At 72.8% G+C, this 18,361-nt stretch carries 13 protein-coding genes; 5 read left to right on the top strand and 8 right to left on the bottom strand.

Going from position 1 to position 18,361, the window contains the following annotated elements:
• Positions 1-186: 186 nt before the first annotated feature.
• The 4 genes from ACIRQF_RS10965 to ACIRQF_RS10950 form a co-directional block, all read right to left on the bottom strand.
• Complete coding sequence (locus ACIRQF_RS10965; RefSeq protein ID WP_404090914.1) at positions 187-831, bottom strand: dihydrofolate reductase family protein; 645 nt, start codon at positions 829-831, stop codon at positions 187-189.
• 159 nt (positions 832-990) lie between these two features.
• Positions 991-1,431: an SRPBCC domain-containing protein gene (locus ACIRQF_RS10960; RefSeq protein WP_404090912.1), complete on the bottom strand. Its 441-nt coding sequence runs from the start codon at positions 1,429-1,431 to the stop codon at positions 991-993.
• A gap of 85 nt (positions 1,432-1,516) precedes the next feature.
• Positions 1,517-1,852, bottom strand: coding sequence for an ArsR/SmtB family transcription factor (locus tag ACIRQF_RS10955; protein ID WP_376636354.1), 336 nt, complete (start codon positions 1,850-1,852; stop codon positions 1,517-1,519).
• Positions 1,849-2,325, bottom strand: a complete 477-nt coding sequence (locus ACIRQF_RS10950) for an SRPBCC family protein (RefSeq protein ID WP_382480210.1) — start codon at positions 2,323-2,325, stop codon at positions 1,849-1,851. The genes ACIRQF_RS10955 and ACIRQF_RS10950 overlap by 4 nt, the downstream gene beginning before the upstream one ends.
• 232 nt (positions 2,326-2,557) lie before the next feature.
• Here ACIRQF_RS10950 and ACIRQF_RS10945 point away from each other — a divergent pair, with 232 nt between their 5' ends.
• Positions 2,558-4,579, top strand: coding sequence for an NAD-binding lipoprotein (locus tag ACIRQF_RS10945; RefSeq protein ID WP_404090908.1), 2,022 nt, complete (start codon positions 2,558-2,560; stop codon positions 4,577-4,579).
• Here ACIRQF_RS10945 and ACIRQF_RS10940 read toward each other — a convergent pair whose 3' ends face one another.
• Positions 4,580-5,833 (bottom strand): SpoIIE family protein phosphatase, encoded by a 1,254-nt coding sequence (locus tag ACIRQF_RS10940; RefSeq protein ID WP_389759345.1) that lies wholly within the window; start codon positions 5,831-5,833, stop codon positions 4,580-4,582. It lies immediately after the preceding gene.
• Positions 5,834-6,240: 407 nt separating this feature from the next.
• On the opposite strand from ACIRQF_RS10940, the gene ACIRQF_RS10935 reads away from it, so the two are divergent.
• Both ACIRQF_RS10935 and ACIRQF_RS10930 read left to right on the top strand, forming a co-directional pair.
• Entirely contained in the window at positions 6,241-6,729 is a 489-nt protein-coding gene (locus tag ACIRQF_RS10935) for a MarR family winged helix-turn-helix transcriptional regulator (protein ID WP_382480216.1), read from the top strand.
• 192 nt (positions 6,730-6,921) lie between these two features.
• Positions 6,922-8,991: an MMPL family transporter gene (locus ACIRQF_RS10930; protein ID WP_404090904.1), complete on the top strand. Its 2,070-nt coding sequence runs from the start codon at positions 6,922-6,924 to the stop codon at positions 8,989-8,991.
• Positions 8,992-9,073: 82 nt separating this feature from the next.
• Here ACIRQF_RS10930 and ACIRQF_RS10925 read toward each other — a convergent pair whose 3' ends face one another.
• Positions 9,074-10,423, bottom strand: coding sequence for a lipase family protein (locus ACIRQF_RS10925; protein ID WP_404090901.1), 1,350 nt, complete (start codon positions 10,421-10,423; stop codon positions 9,074-9,076).
• Between the two features lie 237 nt (positions 10,424-10,660).
• On the opposite strand from ACIRQF_RS10925, the gene ACIRQF_RS10920 reads away from it, so the two are divergent.
• The gene (locus ACIRQF_RS10920; RefSeq protein ID WP_404090898.1) at positions 10,661-11,968 is read left to right on the top strand and encodes a PucR family transcriptional regulator; all 1,308 of its coding nucleotides are present in this window, start codon (positions 10,661-10,663) and stop codon (positions 11,966-11,968) included.
• Positions 11,969-12,058: 90 nt separating this feature from the next.
• On the opposite strand, the gene ACIRQF_RS10915 is transcribed toward ACIRQF_RS10920, so the two are convergent.
• Positions 12,059-12,856 (bottom strand): VOC family protein, encoded by a 798-nt coding sequence (locus tag ACIRQF_RS10915; protein WP_404090895.1) that lies wholly within the window; start codon positions 12,854-12,856, stop codon positions 12,059-12,061.
• 219 nt (positions 12,857-13,075) lie between these two features.
• Here ACIRQF_RS10915 and ACIRQF_RS10910 point away from each other — a divergent pair, with 219 nt between their 5' ends.
• Positions 13,076-14,872 (top strand): FAD-dependent oxidoreductase, encoded by a 1,797-nt coding sequence (locus ACIRQF_RS10910; RefSeq protein ID WP_404090892.1) that lies wholly within the window; start codon positions 13,076-13,078, stop codon positions 14,870-14,872.
• Between the two features lie 154 nt (positions 14,873-15,026).
• Here ACIRQF_RS10910 and ACIRQF_RS10905 read toward each other — a convergent pair whose 3' ends face one another.
• Positions 15,027-18,200: a hypothetical protein gene (locus ACIRQF_RS10905; protein ID WP_404090889.1), complete on the bottom strand. Its 3,174-nt coding sequence runs from the start codon at positions 18,198-18,200 to the stop codon at positions 15,027-15,029.
• Positions 18,201-18,361: the final 161 nt, after the last annotated feature.

The following is an 18,361-nucleotide window of genomic DNA, read 5'->3' as shown; positions in this document are numbered from 1 at the left end:
GGTGGGACGTCAGGGGCGGGCGAGGGGGACGTGGCGCGGTGGAGGGGCAGGGGCGGGGGCAGGGCGCGGGAGGAGGGTGTGGGGGCGCTTGGGGCGGTGGGGAGTCAGGGGCCGGTAAGGGGGCGTGGGGGCATGCCGGAGCGGGCCCGCCCGGCTCGGGGGGCGGGCCCGCTCCGGGCGGGTGGCTCAGGCCTCGTCGCCGAGTCCGCGATTTGGCGCGCTCATGTCCCCCGTGGCGGGTGTGCCCTCGGCGAGCCCGTAGCGCAGGTAGACGGTGCCCTTCGCGCTGGCGACCGGGGGTTCGAGGAGCGTGAGGTTGGTGGGCACCGTGCCGTCCTCGAACAGCTTCTTGCCGACACCGAGCACGATCGGGTGCACCCAGAGGTCGATGCGGTCGAAGAGCTTCTCCCGCAGGAGGCTCTGGACCAGGTTCAGACTCCCGACGACCTTCACGTTCTCGTGCCGGTCCCGGATCTCGCGCACCGCCCCGGCCAGGTCCGGGCCGAGCTGCGTGGACCCGGCCCACGAGAGGTCGGGCCGGCCGCGCGAGGCCACGTACTTGGGGACGCTGTTGAAGAGGTCGGCGATGTCGCCGTCCTCGCCGCCCTTCTGGTGCGGCCAGTAGGCGGCGAAGATGTCGTACGTGCGCCGGCCGAGGAGGAGGGCGTCCGTGCCCTCGTACGCGGCGTCGATCTGCGCCCCGGCGACCTCGTCCAGCAGCGGCGCCTGCCAGCCGCCGAACGGGAACCCCGACGGGTCCTCCTCGGGCCCGCCGGGCGCCTGCCCGACGAGATCGAGGGTCGTGAACATCTCGATGTGGATGAGGCCCATGACGTACTCCCGACGCGTTGGTTGTCTCCGTCAAGAGGTAGACCCGCCGGGGACGCCGGACTCATCGCCACGCCGGTGCCGGGCTTCGCCCGGTCGGGCGGAACACCCGTGAGGCCCCCGCCGGCGAACGGCGAGGGGGCCTCACGGGCTCGGAGCGCCTCAGTGCCAGTTGCCGATCCTGACGTCGCGCGGCGCGGGTTCGCCCTTGCCGGTCTCGACCAGCCGCTTGAGGCTCATCAGGAAGATCGCCCACTTGGTGCTGCAGTGGTACATGAACTCCACCGGCTCCTTCCAGCCCTCGTGCCGGAACAGGACGATCGTGAAGCCGTCCTCCTCCTTGAGGTCGAAGCGGACCCGGGTGCCGATCCACTCCTCCGGGCCGTCCACGACCTCCCAGACCACCCGCTCGTCGGGCCGGGCCTCCAGGACCTTCATGTCGAAGCCGCCGGCCTCGAACCGGAAGCGGATCACTCCGCCGATCCCGGTGTCGCCCTCGGTGTTCTCGGTCCACCAGTCCGCCAGCCCTTCGACCGTGGTCAGGGCCGCGTAGACGGCGTCGGGGGCCGACAGGACTCCGATCCTGTGCAGGATGTCCATCATCTCGCCACCTCTTTCTCGGATGGGCGCCCGCGTGCGGGCGTGGTTGTCCTCCGCTCGTCGGGACGGGGAGGCGCGTGGTTCGGGATCAGCTCTCCCGGCTGCGCTGGATCGCCTCGGCGATGCGCTTGATGCGCTGGAGCCGGGCGTCCCAGGCGGCCCCGACCGCTGCCAGTTGCGCCACGGCGCGGGCGAGTTGGGCTTCGTCCACCTCGTAGCGGCGCTCGCGTCCGGACGGCGTCACCTGGACCAGGCCGACCCGGTGCAGTACGCCGAGGTGCTTGGCGACCGCCTGCCGGGTGATGGGCAGCTGCTCGCTCAGGGTGGTCGCCGTCCCGCCGCCGGCCAGCAGCAGGTCGAGCATCCGCCGCCGGGTCGGGTCGCCGACCGCGGTCCAGAGCTCGTCGTCGACGGTGGCGCTCACGGCTTCGACACCACCCGCGCGACGTAGGCGACGAGGCGCGGCAGGAAGTGGTCCCAGCCGGTCACGTGCTCGCGGTACTGCTCTTCCAGCACGGCGGCCTCCCAGCCCTTCTCCCGGAACCCCGTCTCGGTGAAGCGCACCAGCGTGCCCTCGCCCGCCGGGATCAGGTCGAAGGTCACCAGAAGCGAGTTGGCCGGCGTCGCGGCCTCGCCCTGGTCGTGGACCCACCGGAAGGAGAAGCGCCGGGGCGGGTCCGCCTCGACCACGGTGAGCGGGACGACCGTCGCCTCCGCCGAGGTGCCGTGGCCGAACGTGATGGCTCCTGAGGCACCGGGCACCGGCTTGAACTCCGCTTCGTCCGGCCACCACTCCCGCAGATGCTCGGGCCGGCTGATGACCTCGTAGACCACCTCGGGTCCCGCGTCGATGTGGATCTCCCGCTCGATGCTGCCGCGCTCCGTGCCGCTCGCCATGTCGCTCTCCCGGTCTCTCGCAACCTTTGGTTGCATATAACGGTAAGACTGTCCGCCGGGATGCGCAACCTTTCGTTGCTCATGGGGGTGGCGCGCCGCTCGTACGGACTCCGCGCAGACGATCACGAAGGGATGAATCCGCGGCGACGCGGCCCCGGCGCGCGTGGCCGCCCGGCACGCTTCCGATGTGCGCAAAGCAGGAGATACGGGCGTTCCCCGGCAGCGGGCCGCCATGCCGGAACGCCCCCGGCCCCCCGCCCGGCGGCCCCCCGTCCTTCGTGGGCGTCCGGGCGACCGGCATCGTCCGGGCGACCGGCCCGGCAGCGTCGAGGCCCGCTTCCGGTACTGGTTCGACAGCACCCTGGCCCGCGGCACGTACGCCCTCGTCGGCTGGCTCGCCCTCGCCTGCCTGGCGGTGGTGATCCCCGTCAGCGCGGCCCTCGTCTGGACCGACCGGCGGGCTCCGCTCACCATGGGGTCGAAGATCGCCGCGGTGTGGCGCAGCACCGGCCAGACCATGCGGCTCGGCGGCGAGGTGGGGCCGCCGCTGCGGGTCGTGCTGTCGGTCCTCCTCGCCCTGGTCGCCCTCTTCTACGTGTCCACCCTGGTCAGTCTCATCACCGCGGGCATCACCGACCGGCTGATCGCCCTGCGCCGTGGCCACTCCACCGTCCTGGAGACCGGGCACACGGTGGTCCTCGGCTGGTCCGAGCAGTTGCCGACGGTCGTCTCCGAGCTGGTCGCCGCGAACGCCGTCCGGCGCTCGGGAGTCGTGGTGGTCCTCGCGGACCGCGATCCCGCCGAGATGGAGGAGGACTTACGGGCCGACGTCGGCGACACCGGCCGCACGCGCGTGGTCCTCCGCAGCGGCCGCCCCACCGACCCCGCCACGCTGGCCCGGGTCAGCCCGGCCACCGCCGCCGCGGTCGTGGTCCTGCCGCGCGACGCCCCCGACGAGGACGCCGAGGTGGTGAAGACCCTGCTCTCGCTGCGCGCGGTCGTCGGCGAGGGCCGCGAGGTACCGGTCGTGGCGGCCGTGCGCGACGACCGCTACCTCGCGGCGGCCCGCCTCGCGGGCGGCCCCGGGGCCACCGTCCTGGAGATCGACGACGTCTCCGCCCGCCTGCTCGTGCAGTGCGCCCGCCACCCCGGCCTCTCCCTCGTCCACCAGGAACTCCTGGACTACGCGGGCGACGAGTTCTCCACCGTGCGGGACCCGGCACTGACCGGCCGGACCTTCAGGGAGGCGGCCGCGGCCTGCCCCGTATCCACCGCCGTCGGCGTCTCGCACGCGAACGGCGACCTCGCCCTCGGCCCGCCCGGCGGACTGCGGCTGGCCGACGGCGACCACCTGGTCGTCATCGCCCGCGACACCGGATCGACGCGCGTGGAGCAGGTCGCCCATCCCTACGACCCCACGGCACTCGTCGACGCACCCCCGTCACGGGCAGGGGGGCCGGAGCGCCTGCTGCTGCTCGGCTGGAACCGCAGGGCCGGCCGGATCGTGGAGCAGCTCGCCCGGTCGGCGCCGCCGGGCTCCGCCCTCGACGTGGTGGCGGAACGCAAGGCCGCCACGGTGGCGGGGTTGCGTGCCGCCGACCGGGCGGCGGGCGACGGCCTCACGGTCGTCCACCGGCCGGGCGACCCCACATCGCGCGAGAGCGTCGAGGCGCTCGACCTGGCCGGCTACTACGGGGTGATCGTCCTCGGCCCCGACCGCCGGCCCGGGCAGGACGACCCGGACGACCGTGCCCTGGTCACTCTGCTCCACCTCAGGGCCCGGGAGCGGGCGACCGGTGTGCGGGTGCCCGTGATCACGGAGATGGTCGACGACCGCAACCGGCTCATCGCCCCGGTCGCTCCGGGCGCCGACTTCGTCGTGAGCGGCAAGGTGATCGGCCTGCTCATGACGCAGATCTCGCAGAACCCCCGACTCGCGGCCGTCTTCGAGGAGTTGTTCAGCCCCGACGGCCACACGATCCGCCTCTGCCCGGCCGCCGACTTCGTCCGGCCGGGGCGCCGGGCGTCGTTCGCCACGCTGTCCGAGGCTGCCTCGCGCCGCGGCGGGTGCGCGATCGGGTACCGCTCCGCCCTGCGGGCGGGGGAGCCCCCGCACTACGGCGTACGGATCAACCCGCCGAAGGCGTACACCAGGACGTGGAGCGAGGCCGACGAGGTGATCGTCATCGCCCCCGGTGCCGCCCCGGTTCCCCCGGCCGCGCGGCGGGCCGCGGCGCGGACCGACACGGTCTGATCAGAGCCGGGCGACGACGAGCGCGATGTCGTCCCGGCCACCGCCGGCGACGTCGAGGCGCTCCAGGATCGTGTCGGCGAAGTCCTCGGTGTCGAGGCGGTCGCACTCGACGATCACGTCGGTCAGCCGGCGCAGTCCGGTGTCGATGTCTTCGCCCCGGCGCTCGATGAGCCCGTCCGTGTACAGGACGAGGGTGTCGCCGGGGCGGTAGGAGAGGCTGGCCTGGGGACGGGGCACGTGCTGAGGGCGGGCGCCCAGCGGCGGGTCGGTGGCCCCGTCGAGCAGCAGGCAGCCGTGGCCCGGGTGCACCAGGACGGGCGGGGGATGGCCGGCGATGCTGTACGTGATCAGGAGGCTGCGGCTGTCGACGAGCGTCTGGGCCGCGGTGGTGCCGAGGGCGCCCTCCACGGAGCGGGCGTACAGGCCGAGGACCTCCAGGGCCTGGGCGGGCCGTTCCAGGGCGCGGACGGCCGCGGACAGGGCGCTGCGGAGCATCCCCATGACGGCCGCGGCCTGCAGGCCGTGCCCGATGACGTCACCGACGGCGAGGGCGAGGCAGTCGGGCGAGATGTCGACGACGTCGTACCAGTCGCCGCACACGTTCAGGGAGCCGGTGGCGGGCAGGTAGCGCACGGCCACGTCGTGGGCGTGGTGGGCGAGGTCGGGAGCGTGGAGCATCGCTTCCTGCAGGGTGACGGCGACCTCGCGCTCACGGGTGTGCGCCTGGCGCAGTTCCTCGTTCAGCCGCTGCAGCTCGCGGGCCCGTACGTACAGCTCGGCCTCCAGTGCCTCCGTCTCCTTCAGGTGCCGGTTCACCGGCGGGCCCGAGGGGGCGGTGGCCTGGTGGGCCTTGACGAACGCGGTGAGGTCCTCGACCCGGTGGATGATGTAGAGCACCTGCCCGTCCGGATCCAGGACGGGGGTGTTCACCGGCGACCACCAGCGCTCCTCGAAGACGCCAGGCTGCCCCATGACCGGGATGTCGTACTTCTGCAGGGCCATGGTGTCCTGCTTGCGGCTGGTCAGGACCCGGCGCAGGGAGGCGTTGAGGTTCTGCACGCCGTCGGCGCCGGGGTCCGCGGGGTTGTCCGGGAAGGCGCTGAAGACGTGCCGGCCGAGCAGGTCCTCCCGGGTGCGTCCGGTGGCGTCCAGGTAGGCCCGGTTCACGTCGATGATCACCAGATCCGGCCCCAGCACCAGGTAGGGGCTCGGCGTGGCGATGAAGAGCGCCTCGTGATCGATCCGCGATGCCACCGCAGGCACCCCTTTCTGCCCCCGGCTGCTCCACTCCCCAACCTACGGGCCTTCGTGCGGCCGCACCCGTCGGGCGGGGCTGAAGGGGACGGCGGCTCCGGCGGTGGCGGTCCGGCGGTCCGGGGGGTGGCGGTCCGGGGGTGCAGGTCGGGGGGTGGCGGTCCGGCGCGGGCCGCGTGGCGGTCCCGCCGTAGGGGGCAGCGGTGATGGGCGGCGGTGGCGGTCCGTCGGTGCTGGCCGGCGGTGGCGGTCCGGCGTTCCGGGGGCGGCGGGCCGGCGGGGGCGGCGTGGCGGTCCCGCCGTACGGGGCAGTGGGCGGCGGTGGCGGTACGGCCCGCGGTCGCGGGGCGGGTAGCCGGAGGGCGGCCGATTCCGTCTTTCCCTCCGCTTCCACCTATGCTGGGCGCGTGGGTGAAGGGCATACGGAGAAGGCCGGGGCTGCGGACGAAAGCGGCGTCGAGCTGCAGAAGTTCGGGGTGGCCCTGCGTCGGACGATCGGGGAGATGAACCGGCTCGTCCACGGCTTCGCCGTCACCCAGGGACTGCACCCCACGGACATCCACGCCCTCTCCTTCGTGCTAGACAACCCCGACACGGCCACTCCGGGACTCGTCAGGGAGCACCTCGGCCTGACCTCGGGCGCCGTGACGGCCTGCCTCGACCGGCTGGAGAAGGCCGGTCACATCCGGCGCAGCCGCGCGGAGGGCGACCGGCGGGTGGTACGCATCCATTACGTCCCGGGCGCCAAGTCGGTGGCCCGGGCCTACTTCATGCCCCTCGCCCAGGCGGCGGACCGGGCGCGCGGCCGGTTCACGGAGGACGAACTCGCGGTCGTCCTGCGGTACTTCGACGCGCTGAACGACGAACTCGGCGAGCTGCGCGTCCCCCGCCGCTGAGCGGCCGCCGGCCACCACCTTCCTTTTTCCCGCCGACTGCATCCGCGGCGTACCGGCGTGCGGAAGGCAGGGTGGTCGACGGGAGCGCCGGCACCCCTCCGACCCCGGAGGCTCGAGCTCCCGGAGCTTCGTGCTTCAATTTATCTCGATCGTTGAGATTGTTTACTGTCGAGAGATGCCCGGGGAGTTTCCATGTCCGCACCTCTGCGGTGGGCGAGCAGACTGCTGCCGCTGCTGATGCTCGTCGTCTGGCTGGCCGTCGGCGGCGGGCTCGGCCCCTACGCCGGCAAGCTCGGCGAGGTGGCGACCAACGACCAGGCCGCCTTCCTGCCCCGCAGCGCGGAGTCGACCCGGGTCCTGCGCGCCCAGGAGGCGTTCCGCCAGGAAGAGACCCTTCCCGCCCTGGTCGTCTGGACCGCGGAGGCCGGCGGCCGCCTCGACCCGTCGGCGCAGGCCGCCGCCACCCGGGCCCTGTCGACCCTCCAAGGCGTGGAGGGCGTGGTCGGCGCCCCCTCCCCGGCCTTCCCCTCCCAGGACGGCGAGGCCCTGCGGGGCATCGTCCAGCTCCGTCCCGACCTCGGCGACGCGCTGCCCGCGACACTGGAGCGGGTCGACGCGGCGGCGTCCGCCGTGCCGGGAACCGTGGCGTGGCTGGGCGGCCCCGCCGCCACGCAGGCGGACCTCAAGGACGCCTTCGCCGGCATCGACGGACTGCTCCTCGTCGTCGCCCTCGTGACCGTCCTGGTGATCCTGCTCCTGGTGTACCGGAGCGTCCTGCTCCCGCTGCTGATCATCGTCGGTGCGGTGTTCGCCCTGGGCCTGGCCTGTGCCGTCGTGTACGTGCTGGCCGACCACGACATCGTGCGCGTCGACGGGCAGGTCCAGGGCATCCTCTCCATCCTCGTCATCGGCGCCGCCACGGATTACGCCCTGCTGCTCGCCGCCCGCTACCGGGAGGAGCTCGGCGCGCGCGACGGGGACCGGTTCCCGGCCATGCGCGCCGCTCTGCGGCAGTCCTTCGGACCGATCGTGGCGAGCGCCGCCACCGTCGCGCTCGGGCTGCTCGCCCTCCTCCTCAGCGACCTCACCAACAACCGCGCCCTCGGCCCCGTCGGCGCCATCGGCATCGCCTGCGCCGTCATCAGCGCACTGACGTTCCTGCCCGCCGCCCTGGTCCTGCTCGGCCGGGCCGCCTACTGGCCGGCCCGCCCCAAGGCGACCACCGGAGACGCCGCCCACCCCGTCTGGCGCAAGGTCGCGGCCCTCGTCGACCGCGCGCCGCGCAAGGTGTGGGCCGGCTCGCTCGCCGCGCTGCTGGCCTGCGCCGCCTTCTCCGTCACGCTCGACTCGAAGGGTGTCCCGCTCGACGAGATCTTCGTCAAGGACGCCCCCTCCGTCGCCGCCCAGGCGCGCCTTGGCGAGCACTTCCCCGGCGGCGCGGGCAACCCCGCCGTCGTCATCGCCGACGCCGCCCCCGCCGAGACGGTGCGCACCACCGCCGAGGGCGTCGACGGAGTCGACTCCGCGACCCTCTTCGCCGCGCCCGGCACCGCACAGCCGCTCGTCGCGGACGGGCGGGTCCGGATCGACGTCACCCTCACGGACGCCGCCGACTCCGACGCCGCCAAGGACACCGTCGCCCGGCTGCGCACCGCCCTCCACGCCGTACCGGACGCCGATGCCGTGGTCGGCGGCTACACCGCCCAGCAGTACGACACGCAGCTCACCGCCGAACGGGACCGGATGCTCATCGTCCCGGTCGTGCTCGTGATCATCCTGGTGATCCTGGTCGGCCTGCTGCGCTCCCTGCTGCTGCCCGTGCTCCTGGTGGCGACGGTCGGGCTGAACTTCCTGGCCACCCTGGGTGTCTCCGCCCTCGTGTTCGAGCACGTCTTCGGATTCACCGGCACCGACTCGTCCGTCCCCCTGTACGGCTTCGTCTTCCTGGTCGCCCTCGGCGTCGACTACAACATCTTCCTGATGTCCCGGGTGCGCGAGGAGACGGCGCTGCACGGCACGCGCGAGGGTGTCCGCCGGGGGCTGGTCGCCACGGGCGGGGTCATCACCTCGGCCGGTGTCGTCCTCGCCGCCACCTTCGCCGCGCTCGGCGTCATCCCGCTCGCGTTCCTGGTCCAGATCGCCTTCATCGTGGCCTTCGGCGTCCTGCTCGACACCCTCGTGGTCCGGTCGCTCCTGGTCCCGGCCCTCGTCCGGGACATCGGTCCCGTGGTCTGGTGGCCGGGCTCGCTGCGGCACCGCTGAGGCGCACGCCGGTCGGCCGACGTGCGGGCGTGCGCGCGAGGTCCTGCCGCGGACCGGCCGCGGCAGGACCTCGGCGCCGTCGTCAGGACCGCGGCGCGGGCCGTTCCGGCGCGAGCGAGTTGCCCGCGGGGATACGGCCGCAGTCGGACGGGGCCGGCCGGTCGGCGAAGCGCCCGTCGAGCCACTCGAGCGCGGCGGGCGCCCAGACCAGCGGGGCGCCGAAGTGGCTGAGCAGGTCGTACTGGCGGTACGAGATGGCCGTGTTGCCGGTGGCGCAGTACTGCCGGGCGAGCGTCCGCACATCACCGGCGACCATGACGCCGTCACCCGTGCCGATGCCCGGCGGGTTGCCGAAGGTCCCTTCCAGGACGCCCGCGTTGCCCTGGGCGATGAAGCCGGGGGCGGTCGGGGTGGCGGCCGAGCCGAGGTTCACCCGGTTGACCGCCTCGACGAACTCGGGCACGGAGTTCGGGTCCGCGTACTCGGCCTTCGCCATCTTCTTCCACGTCAGGCCGGGGTAGTGGCCGAGCGCGTCGGTGATGGAGCCGTGTTCGAGCTCCGCGTACACCTTCAGGCCGTAGCTGTTGAGGTACTGCTTGAGATCGATGTCGTAGGAGCGGGCCACGCCGATGACCGCCATGGGGATGACGCCGGACCACGTGAGCGAACCGTCCACGTACTTCAGGTTGTGCGCCGGGGCCACGAGCAGACCGCCCTCGGCGAAGCCGACCAGCCTGCGGTCGACGTCGGGTGCGTAGCCGGGCGCGAGGGCCGCGGCCCAGCCGGTCGCGATGGCGCCGCCCGAATACCCCATGAGCCCGAACCGGGTGGCGGAGTCCAGTCCCGTCTCCGGGGACCTCGTCGCGGCACGGATCGAGTCCAGGGTGTTCGTCGCGTACTCGGGTCCGGCGGCGAAGTCGGCACGCTGCCCCTCGGTGTCCGGGATGACGACGTCGTAACCCTTCGCCAGCAGCGGTGCCACCAGGGCCACTTCCACGTGGGGGATCAGGCCGCCCAGGCTGACGTCGCCGGCGACGGCCCGGGACGGACCGTCCTCGGGGTCGAGGGAGTCGTAGAACGACTGGTAGGACACCGCCCGGGTGCCGTCGCCCGTGGGGCTGCGCACCACCGTGGTCACGTTGGCGGACGGGCGGCCCAGGGCGTCGGTGCTGCGGTAGAGCAGCTGGACCGCCTTCACCGGGGTGGGGATCCCGAGCAGGTGGTACGGGAGCGTCCGGGTCTTCAGGACCGTGCCCGGGGCGTACGAGGCCAGGGGTTCGGCGCCGTCGTAGCGGTAGAAGGGGTCGCCGGCCGCGCCCGTCGCCTCGTACGTCGTGGCCTCGGCAGCGGCGGCGGAGGCCGCCGGTGCGGCGGTCATGGCCGCCGCGGTGGCGACGGCTACGGCGATCATGCGAACGGCCGTCCTGGACATGGCTTTCCTCGATTCGTGGCGGGGGGTGAGCGGACATGCGCGGGCCCCTCGCACCCGTGTCTCCGGCCGGAGCGGGGGGCGCGGGGGCCCGGCGGACGGCGCGGCCGCGAACCGTCCCCGGCTGGTGGTCCACCGACCGGACGTGTTACCAACCGGTAGGGGACTTCCGCCGACCATCATCGCGGCCGTGCGGGACCGCGTCCCCGGAGCGGACGACAGAGATTCGCGAGGTGGATTGTGACCGTGTCCAACGGGGTGGAGGGCGGCGCGGGGTGCCGGGCGCCGCAGATCGGCGGCGTACCCGTCAGCCAACGTCTGCTGGCGGCCACGGCGGACATGGAGTCCGCCGTCATGGCGCGCCTCGTGGAACAGCTGCCCGTCTACGGGACGCTGCCCTCGGAACAGTTGCGCGGGGAGATCACCAAGCAGGTGGAGCGCGGCATCCGCGCCTTCGCCGAGGTGCTGCGCACGGGCGAGCTGCCGGGGGACGCCGAACAGGCCGCCATGCGCGAGTCGGCCGCCCGGCGGGCCGACGAGGGCGTACCCCTGGAGGCGGTCGTCGGCGCCTACCACCTCGGCGCCGAGGAGTGCGCCGCCCATGTCCTCGCGGCCGCCCGACCGGGCGACCTGGCCGACGTGTTGCTGATCCAGCGACGCCTGCTGGGCTACCTGCGGCTGGTGAGCAGCTCGGTGGCCGCCGGGTACGTGCAGGAGCGCCAGGCGGCACTCGGCGACGAGCAGGTCGCCCTGCAGTCGCTGCTCTCCCGGCTACTGGAGGGCGGCAGCCCGCGGGCCGCGGCCGACCGCGCCGGCATCCGGCTGCCGCCCAGCTACCTGGTGCTGAGCATCCGCATGGAGCCGCACCCGGACGAGCTGCTGCCCGGCGTGCACCGGCCCGTCGTGGTGCGCCGCAAACTCCGCCGTTTCCGCAACGAGTTGCAGCGGCACAGCACCGGCGTCCCGCTGTCCGTGCTCTCCGCCGACGGCGGTCTGGTCCTGATGCCGCACGAGGCGCCGGCCGCCGACTTCGGCGCGGCGGACCGGGACCGGCTCGCCCGACTCGTCGCACAGCTCGGGCGGTTGTGCGGCGCCGAGCTGCTCGTGGCGGCGGCCGTCGCCGCACCGGAGGGCGTGGCCCGAGCGGCCCGACTGGCCGGCGAGGTGCGCGAGGTGGCCGAGGGAGCGGGGCGGGGGCCCGGACTGTATCTGCTCGACGACCTGCTCCTGGAGTACCAGCTCAGCAGACCGAGCCCGGCCAGGGACGGGCTGGCGGCGCTGCTGGACCCACTGGACGCGCGTCCCGAACTGCTGGACACGCTGCGCACGTTCCTCGCGTGCGGACTCGACCGGCGCCGGGCCGCCGCCCGGCTGCAGGTCCACCCGAACACGGTGGACTACCGCCTGCGCAAGGCGACGGACCTCACGGGCCTCGATCCGGCCCCGGGAGCCGACCTGCTCACGTTGCACGCCGCGCTCGCCGCCCATGACGCCCCGCGGAGGAGCCGGCCCGGAGCCGGACCCTCCCACCCGGGCCGGCCGGGCTGACGCACCGTGACCGGCGACGTCGTCGCCGCAGACAGGCGGCCCGCCGCCGCGTCCGCCCTGTCGGGCGGCCGGCCGCCTCCCGTGGCGGGTTCAGTCGCGGCTCGGGGTGAGGACCACGAAGTCGGCATTCGACGGGTCCAGGCACACGGCGAGACGGCCGACCCCTTCCGCGTCCTCCGGCCCCATCTGCACGCTGCCGCCGTTCGCGGTCACCCGGCCGACCGCGGCGTCGCAGTCGTCGACATGGAACACCGGGTGCCAGTACGCGTGTCCCCGCGCCAGGGTGAGGTTCTCCGCGGGCATCTGCATGAGCCCGCCGTGCATACGTTCCCCGGGCTGTCCGGCCGGGGTGACGAGGGAGTACGTGCCCCCGCCGCCCGGCAGCTCCATGTCGCTGAACCACCAGCCGAGGACACCGCCGTAGAACCGCTTGGCCGCCGCGACGTCGGGCGTGTACAGCTCCGTCCAGAACAGCGAACCGGGCTCGTCCACCCGTTCCGCGCCCTTCACGGTGCCCGGCTGCCACACGGCGAACTGTCCCCCCAGGGGGTCGCTGTACTGGGCCATCCGACCCGCCTCGCCGTAGTCCTTCGGCGCCACCCGGACCGTGCCGCCGGCGCGCTCGACGGCCCGTGTCGTGGCATCGGCGTCGGGGACGCTGTAGTAGACCATCCAGGCGGAGCGGGCGCCCTCCTCGGTGAGGGGGCCGAGACCGGCGACGACCTTGCCGTCCTTCCGGAACATCCCGCCTTCCGCGGCCTTCCCGTCGCCCGAGGATTCGTACGCCCAGCCGAGGACGCCGGCGTAGAACGCCGCGGCGGCCCGGACGTCGGGGGCGCCGAGGTCGAGCCAGCAGGGAGAGCCGGGGACGAAGTCCGTGGTGATCATGTCGCATTCCCTTTCACGGGTCCGGTGCGCCTTCAGCCTTGCACCGCGGGCCGCCCCTCGCCCGGCGACCGTTCCGTGGGCGTGGGCGGGGGCGGAGCGGACGGGGGACCGGATCGCGCCATGTGCGACGGGGGCCCGCACTCACCTTCCGGGTTCCGGGGGAGGGGCCCTATGCTCCTGCGTCGGACATCGGGTTACCGCCGGTAAAGGGGTTGGGGCATGGACCGTACGGGCAGCTCACGGCGCACCTTCGTGGCGGGCGCGGCCGCCGCGACCGGAGCGGTCGCCGTCGGGACGGTCGCCCTCGGCGCCGTACCGGCCGTCGCCGCGGAGCCGGCCGGGGAGTCGGCCTCGGCGCCGTCCGTGGCGGTGCTCGGCGGTGGGGTCGCCGGCCTGACCGCCGCCCACGAACTGGCCGAACGCGGCTTCCGCGTCACCGTCTACGAGCGCCGGGCCCTGGGCGGCAAGGCCCGCTCCATGGACGTACCGGACAGCGCGCGCGGCAGCCGGCGCCCGCTCCCCGCCGAGCACGGCTTCCGGTTCATCCCCGGCATCTACCACAACCTCCCCGACACGATGCGGCGCATCCCCTTCCCCGGGAACGCCAACGGCGTCTGGGACAACCTCGTCGCCCCCGCCGAGATGTCGTTCGCCCGCACCGGCCGCGAGGACCTGCGCATCCCGCTCCCGTGGCCCGGTCACCGGCCCGCCGAACTCACCCTCGACGAGATCCGCCGCGCGCTGACCGCCCTCCTCGACACCGCCCGCTCCATCCCGCTCCACGAGGCCGCGTACTTCGTCGACCGCTTCCTCGTCTTCCTCACCAGCTGCGACGAGCGCCGCGACGACACATGGGAGCGGACGCCCTGGTGGGAGTTCCTGCGGGCCGACCGGATGAGCTACGACTACCAGCGCATCCTGGCCGTCGGGCTGACCCGCAACATCGTCGCCACCAAGGCCGAGGAGGCCAGCACCCGTACCGTCGCCACCCTCCTGGAGGCCTTCGCCTTCAACGCCCTGGGGCGTGGCGCCGACGGGCCCCTCGACCGGATCCTGAACCTGCCCACCAACGAGGCCTGGATCGACCCCTGGGCAGCTCATCTGACCGGCCTCGGTGTGGAGTTCCGGATCGGCTGGACCGTGCGGGAGCTCGCCTACGACTCCGCATCGGGGCGGATCGGCGCGGTCGTCGCCGAGGATCCGCAAGGGGTCCGCCGCACGGTGACCGCCGACCACTACGTCTCCGCGATGCCGGTCGAGCACGCCCGGCGGACCTGGGGTGCGGCGCTCCGGGCGGCGGACCCGCAGCTGGCACGGTGCGACCGGCTGGAGACGGACTGGATGACCGGCATCCAGTTCTACCTCACCGAACACGCGCCGCTGCTCGCCGGCCACGCCAACTGCATCGACTCCCCCTGGTCCCTGACGGCGATCCAGCAGGCGCGCCACTGGCCGTCCCGCGACTTCTCCGCCGACTACGGCGACGGAGCCGCCGTCGACTGCCTCTCCGTGGACATCTCGGAATGGGACCGGCCCGGCATCCTCTACGGCAAGACGGCCAAGCAGTGCACCCGCACCGAGGTCGCCCGGGAGGTGTGGGCGCAGCTGAAGGCCGCGTTCAACGACACGGGCCGCACGGTCCTGAAGGACAGCGCGCTGCACTCCTGGTTCCTCGACCCGGGCGTCGACGGCCTCGGCACCCCGAACCCCACCAACGAGGACCAGCTCCTCGTGCACCCGGTCGGCACGTTCCACAACCGCCCGAAGGCCGCCACCAGGATCCCCAACCTCTTCCTGGCCGGCGACTACGTCGCCGTCGACATCGACCTGGCCACGATGGAGGGCGCCAACGCCTCCGCCCGCCAGGCCGTCAACGCCCTCCTCGACCGAACGGACTCGCCCGCAGCGCGCTGCACCGTACAGCCCCTCTTCCGCGCCCCGGAACTGGAGGGCCTCAAACGCCACGACCGCCTGCGCTACCGCCTGGGCCTGCGCAACGCGCTCGACGTGGGCTGAGGGGGGCCACCACCGCGAGGCGGCCGCCGGCCACGTCACGTGACTGACACCGGGCGCGGGGGCCGGGCCGCGGGAAAGGGGTGAGCCCCCGGCGCCTCGCGGCGCCGGGGGCTCACCCTGCGGAAACGGTCGGACCGTCCTGGATCCTCCGGGATCACCCGAAGGACTTGATGGCCGCCCAGTTGGACGACAGGACTGTCTTGGCAGCCGCATTCGTGTTGGTGGCGGACGGGTAGTAGACCTTCATCGTCCCGTCGCTGCCGTAGCGGACCCAGAGGTCGGGGATCTTGTCGCCGTTGACGTCCGGGATGCCGATGACCGCCGTGATGTTGGTGGTCGTCCAGTTGCTGCCGTACGACGTGTCCACGCCCTCACGGGAGTTCGCGGCGACCTTGATGGAGTTCAGGTCGACACTGCCGGCGACCGGGCCCGGCTTGCCGTGGCGGATGTAGATGGTGCCGGAGTCCAGGCTCCGCCACAGCAGGTCGGGGGCGCCGTCCAGGTCGATGTCCGCGATGTTGACGATGTCGCGGGGGCCCCAGGCGGTGCCCTCCATGAGCGTGGCGGTCTGGAAGCTGGCCCCGGTGTAGCCGGAGAGGATCCAGAACTGGGTGCCGGTGGTGACGGCGACGTCGGTGAGCTTGTCACCGGTGATGTCGCCGACGGCCTTCATCTCGGTCCACGTCGACGGTGCCGGGGCGTTGGAGGGAAGGCGGACCTTCAGGCGGTCGTCGACGTTGAAGGTGCCGTAGCCGTCGCCCGGGTAGAGGTAGAACGTGCCGTCGGGGTCGACCGCGAACAGGTCGGTCGTGCCGTCGCCGGGGTAGACGTCCTGGTAGTGGGAGATCAGCGCGGCCTTGGTGCCGTTCCACCACGGGGTCTTCGGCGCGAGGACCGCCTTGCCGTCGGCGCCCTTGGTGTAGGAGCCGATCAGGCCGCCGTAGAGTTCTCCGCCCGGGCTGCCCGGGTAGGAGAACAGGTTGCCGTTGGCATCGATGATCATCAGGTCGGCGATCCCGTCGCCGCCGACGTCACCGGGGCCGTCCGCGGAGTCGCGGGGCGGGATGTAGGTGGCGTAGTCGGTGCGGGCGCTGACGTTTCCGGCGGCGTCCAGGGCGAACAGGTGCATCCAGTTCGGGCCGGCGTGCGGCGGCTTGAGACCCGTGAGGGTCAGGGCGCCGTTGACCGCGGCGACGTCCGTGTAGGACATGCCCTCCCAGCCCCAGCGGAACTTCGCGGCCCCGGGCGAGGTGATGGAGAGGTTGCCGGTTTCGCCGAACTTCACGCTCGCCCAGGTGGCGCCGTCGGAGGTGGCGCGCTTGAACGGGGTGGTGTCCTCGTCGACGGTGGGCGGCGGCGGGGCCGAACCGTCGACGGTGAGGGCACAGTTCTCCGCGGTGTTGGCCGGGAAGTAGGAGGAGACGGCGCCGACGGCGTCCTCGGCACGTACGGCCCAGTAATAGGTGGCCTTGTCCTCGAGGGTGGTCGACGCGATCGTCGTCGAGGCCCACCCGGAGGAGAGGTTGGTCACCAGGGTGCCGGCCGGGACGGTCGTGCCGGCCTTCCAGAACTTGAAGCGCAGGCCCTTGAGGTTCCCGTCGCCGTCCGAGGCGTAGGCCTTGAGGACGATGTTGGTCTTGCCGACCGTGACACCGGCGCCCGGGCCGAGCACACAGGCGCCACCCGGGGTGGAGGTGCCGCTGGTGGGCTCGTTCGGCGGACGGTTGTAGTCCACCTCCAGCGTGGCGGAGGTGGCGCGGAACTTGCGCCAGGTCTGCGTGTCCGACTCGCTGGTCGCACGCATGCCGAAGGTGATGTTGGACCAGCCGCCGGTGGCGGCCTGCTGCGCGGCGGAGACGACGGCGGAGTTGTTGAACGTCTCGTAGTCGTCCGGGCAGGAGGTCGAGGACCAGCCGTGCGCGAAGGACTTCGACTGCAGGTGCGTGGTCCAGGACGGCTGCGCGTTCCACGTCGTACCGGTGGAGATGCCGCCGGTCAGGTAGAACTTGAACTCACGTGTGGTGCAGGACCAGGAGTGGTTGTTCAGGACCTTGAAGGCCGCCGAGGTGACGGTGGCGCCCTTCATCTTGGGGTCGAAGTTCATGCGCCAGAACGAACGGCCTAGACCGCCGGTGTCCGACTCGTAGCCCACGCGGGCGTCGGAGGTGCCGGAGGAGAAGTTGGTGCCGTTGTAGAAGCTGGAGTTCGGGTACGGGCGGTACGCCGTCGTCCAGGACTGCCAGCCGGAGTTCATCGTCGGGTCGACGAAGAGCGGGAACTTCACCTGCTTGTCGTCGAGGAGCTTGGTGGCCGCGACGTTCAGCGCGAGGCGGGCCGTCCCGGTCTTGTCACCCTCCAGCTCGACGGGCAGCTGTGCGGACTTGGCACCCGGCTCGATACCGGTCAGACCCGACAGCTTGAGCACGTCGGCCGACGTGGCGGTCGCCGTGCGGGCGACGGTGCCTTCGGGCAGCTCGGGGTCACGGCCGCTGGAGTCCCAGGCGAACGGGGTCGGGATGGACCCGATCTCCTTGCCGGCCTTGTCGAGCACCAGGACGCGGTTGGCCTTGGTGTCGTGCTGGAAGGTCGCGGTGGCGGAGCGCAGCCCGTACGAGACGGACTTGAGTGCCTCCTGCTTCGCCGCTTCCGGCGTCTTCACGACGAGGACCTGGGCGAAGCCGCCCTCCTCGCGCGCGACGAGCAGCAGGTCGACGCCGGGCAGGACCTCGGAGTAGAGGGCACGCGGGCCGTCGAGCACCGGCTCGGGCAGGGCGCCGGGCCAGGTGTAGGCGATGGTGTGCCCACCGAACTCCACCTCGGCGAGCAGCGACTGACCCGGAGTCTCGGCGCGGGCGAACGAACGGTCCGCACGGGACGCCTGCTCGGTGCCGCTGGCGAAGCGCACCGGGTACACGGCGTTCGCGGGCGAAACGCCGAGCCCGCGGGGCGCCTTGGCGGAGCGCGTGAGCTTGTTGTCGACGGGTGCCCACTTGCCGGCGGCGTTCTTCGCCCGCTGGGGAAGCGCGTGCGTCTGCGAACGCATCTGCCCGTTGGGCAGGGCCCAGGTCAGGGAGGTGGCCGTGGTGGCCGTGTCGACGAGGACCTTCTTGCCCGTGCGAACGGCCTCGGCCCTTGCGGCGGCCTCGTCCTTGGGGCCGGTCGAGGCCTGCTTGGCTTCGGTGGCCTTGCCACCGGCCGTCACGGGCGCGGAATCGGGCTGCCACCAGGGCAAAAGGGCAGCGGTGAGGGCGGCCAGTACGAGGCCGATGGTCAAGGACAGCCGCGTGCGCGTGCGCACGAAGGGGCTGAGATAAGGCGGCGCGGACACGGCGGTCTACTCCCGTGTGAACCAGATGGATGGAGGACAGCACAACCAGCCCCAGACGGCAGGCCGCGGGGCAGAGAGCGGACACACGATCACACAGTCGTCACAGGGCGTCCACACATGAGAATTTTATAAGACCGTTACTCGCTGTAGAGAAGGGCTTG

Origin of the sequence: Streptomyces sp. NPDC101191 (genome assembly GCF_044767915.1) — a bacterium.
In the GTDB taxonomy this organism is placed as follows: Bacteria; Actinomycetota; Actinomycetes; order Streptomycetales; family Streptomycetaceae; genus Streptomyces.
Note: the sequence above shows the minus strand (reverse complement) of the source record. Positions and strands in the feature narration are given on the sequence as shown.

What these genes read in the sequence shown, in the direction of transcription:
- ACIRQF_RS10960 (WP_404090912.1), bottom strand. Translation starts at nt 1,431, where the DNA reads ATGATGGACATCCTGCACAGGATCGGAGTCCTGTCGGCCCCCGACGCC.
- ACIRQF_RS10950 (WP_382480210.1), bottom strand. Translation starts at nt 2,325, where the DNA reads ATGGCGAGCGGCACGGAGCGCGGCAGCATCGAGCGGGAGATCCACATC.
- ACIRQF_RS10945 (WP_404090908.1), top strand. Translation starts at nt 2,558, where the DNA reads ATGCCGGAACGCCCCCGGCCCCCCGCCCGGCGGCCCCCCGTCCTTCGT.
- ACIRQF_RS10910 (WP_404090892.1), top strand. Translation starts at nt 13,076, where the DNA reads ATGGACCGTACGGGCAGCTCACGGCGCACCTTCGTGGCGGGCGCGGCC.
- ACIRQF_RS10925 (WP_404090901.1), bottom strand. Translation starts at nt 10,423, where the DNA reads ATGTCCAGGACGGCCGTTCGCATGATCGCCGTAGCCGTCGCCACCGCG.
- ACIRQF_RS10930 (WP_404090904.1), top strand. Translation starts at nt 6,922, where the DNA reads ATGTCCGCACCTCTGCGGTGGGCGAGCAGACTGCTGCCGCTGCTGATG.
- ACIRQF_RS10915 (WP_404090895.1), bottom strand. Translation starts at nt 12,856, where the DNA reads ATGATCACCACGGACTTCGTCCCCGGCTCTCCCTGCTGGCTCGACCTC.
- ACIRQF_RS10965 (WP_404090914.1), bottom strand. Translation starts at nt 831, where the DNA reads ATGGGCCTCATCCACATCGAGATGTTCACGACCCTCGATCTCGTCGGG.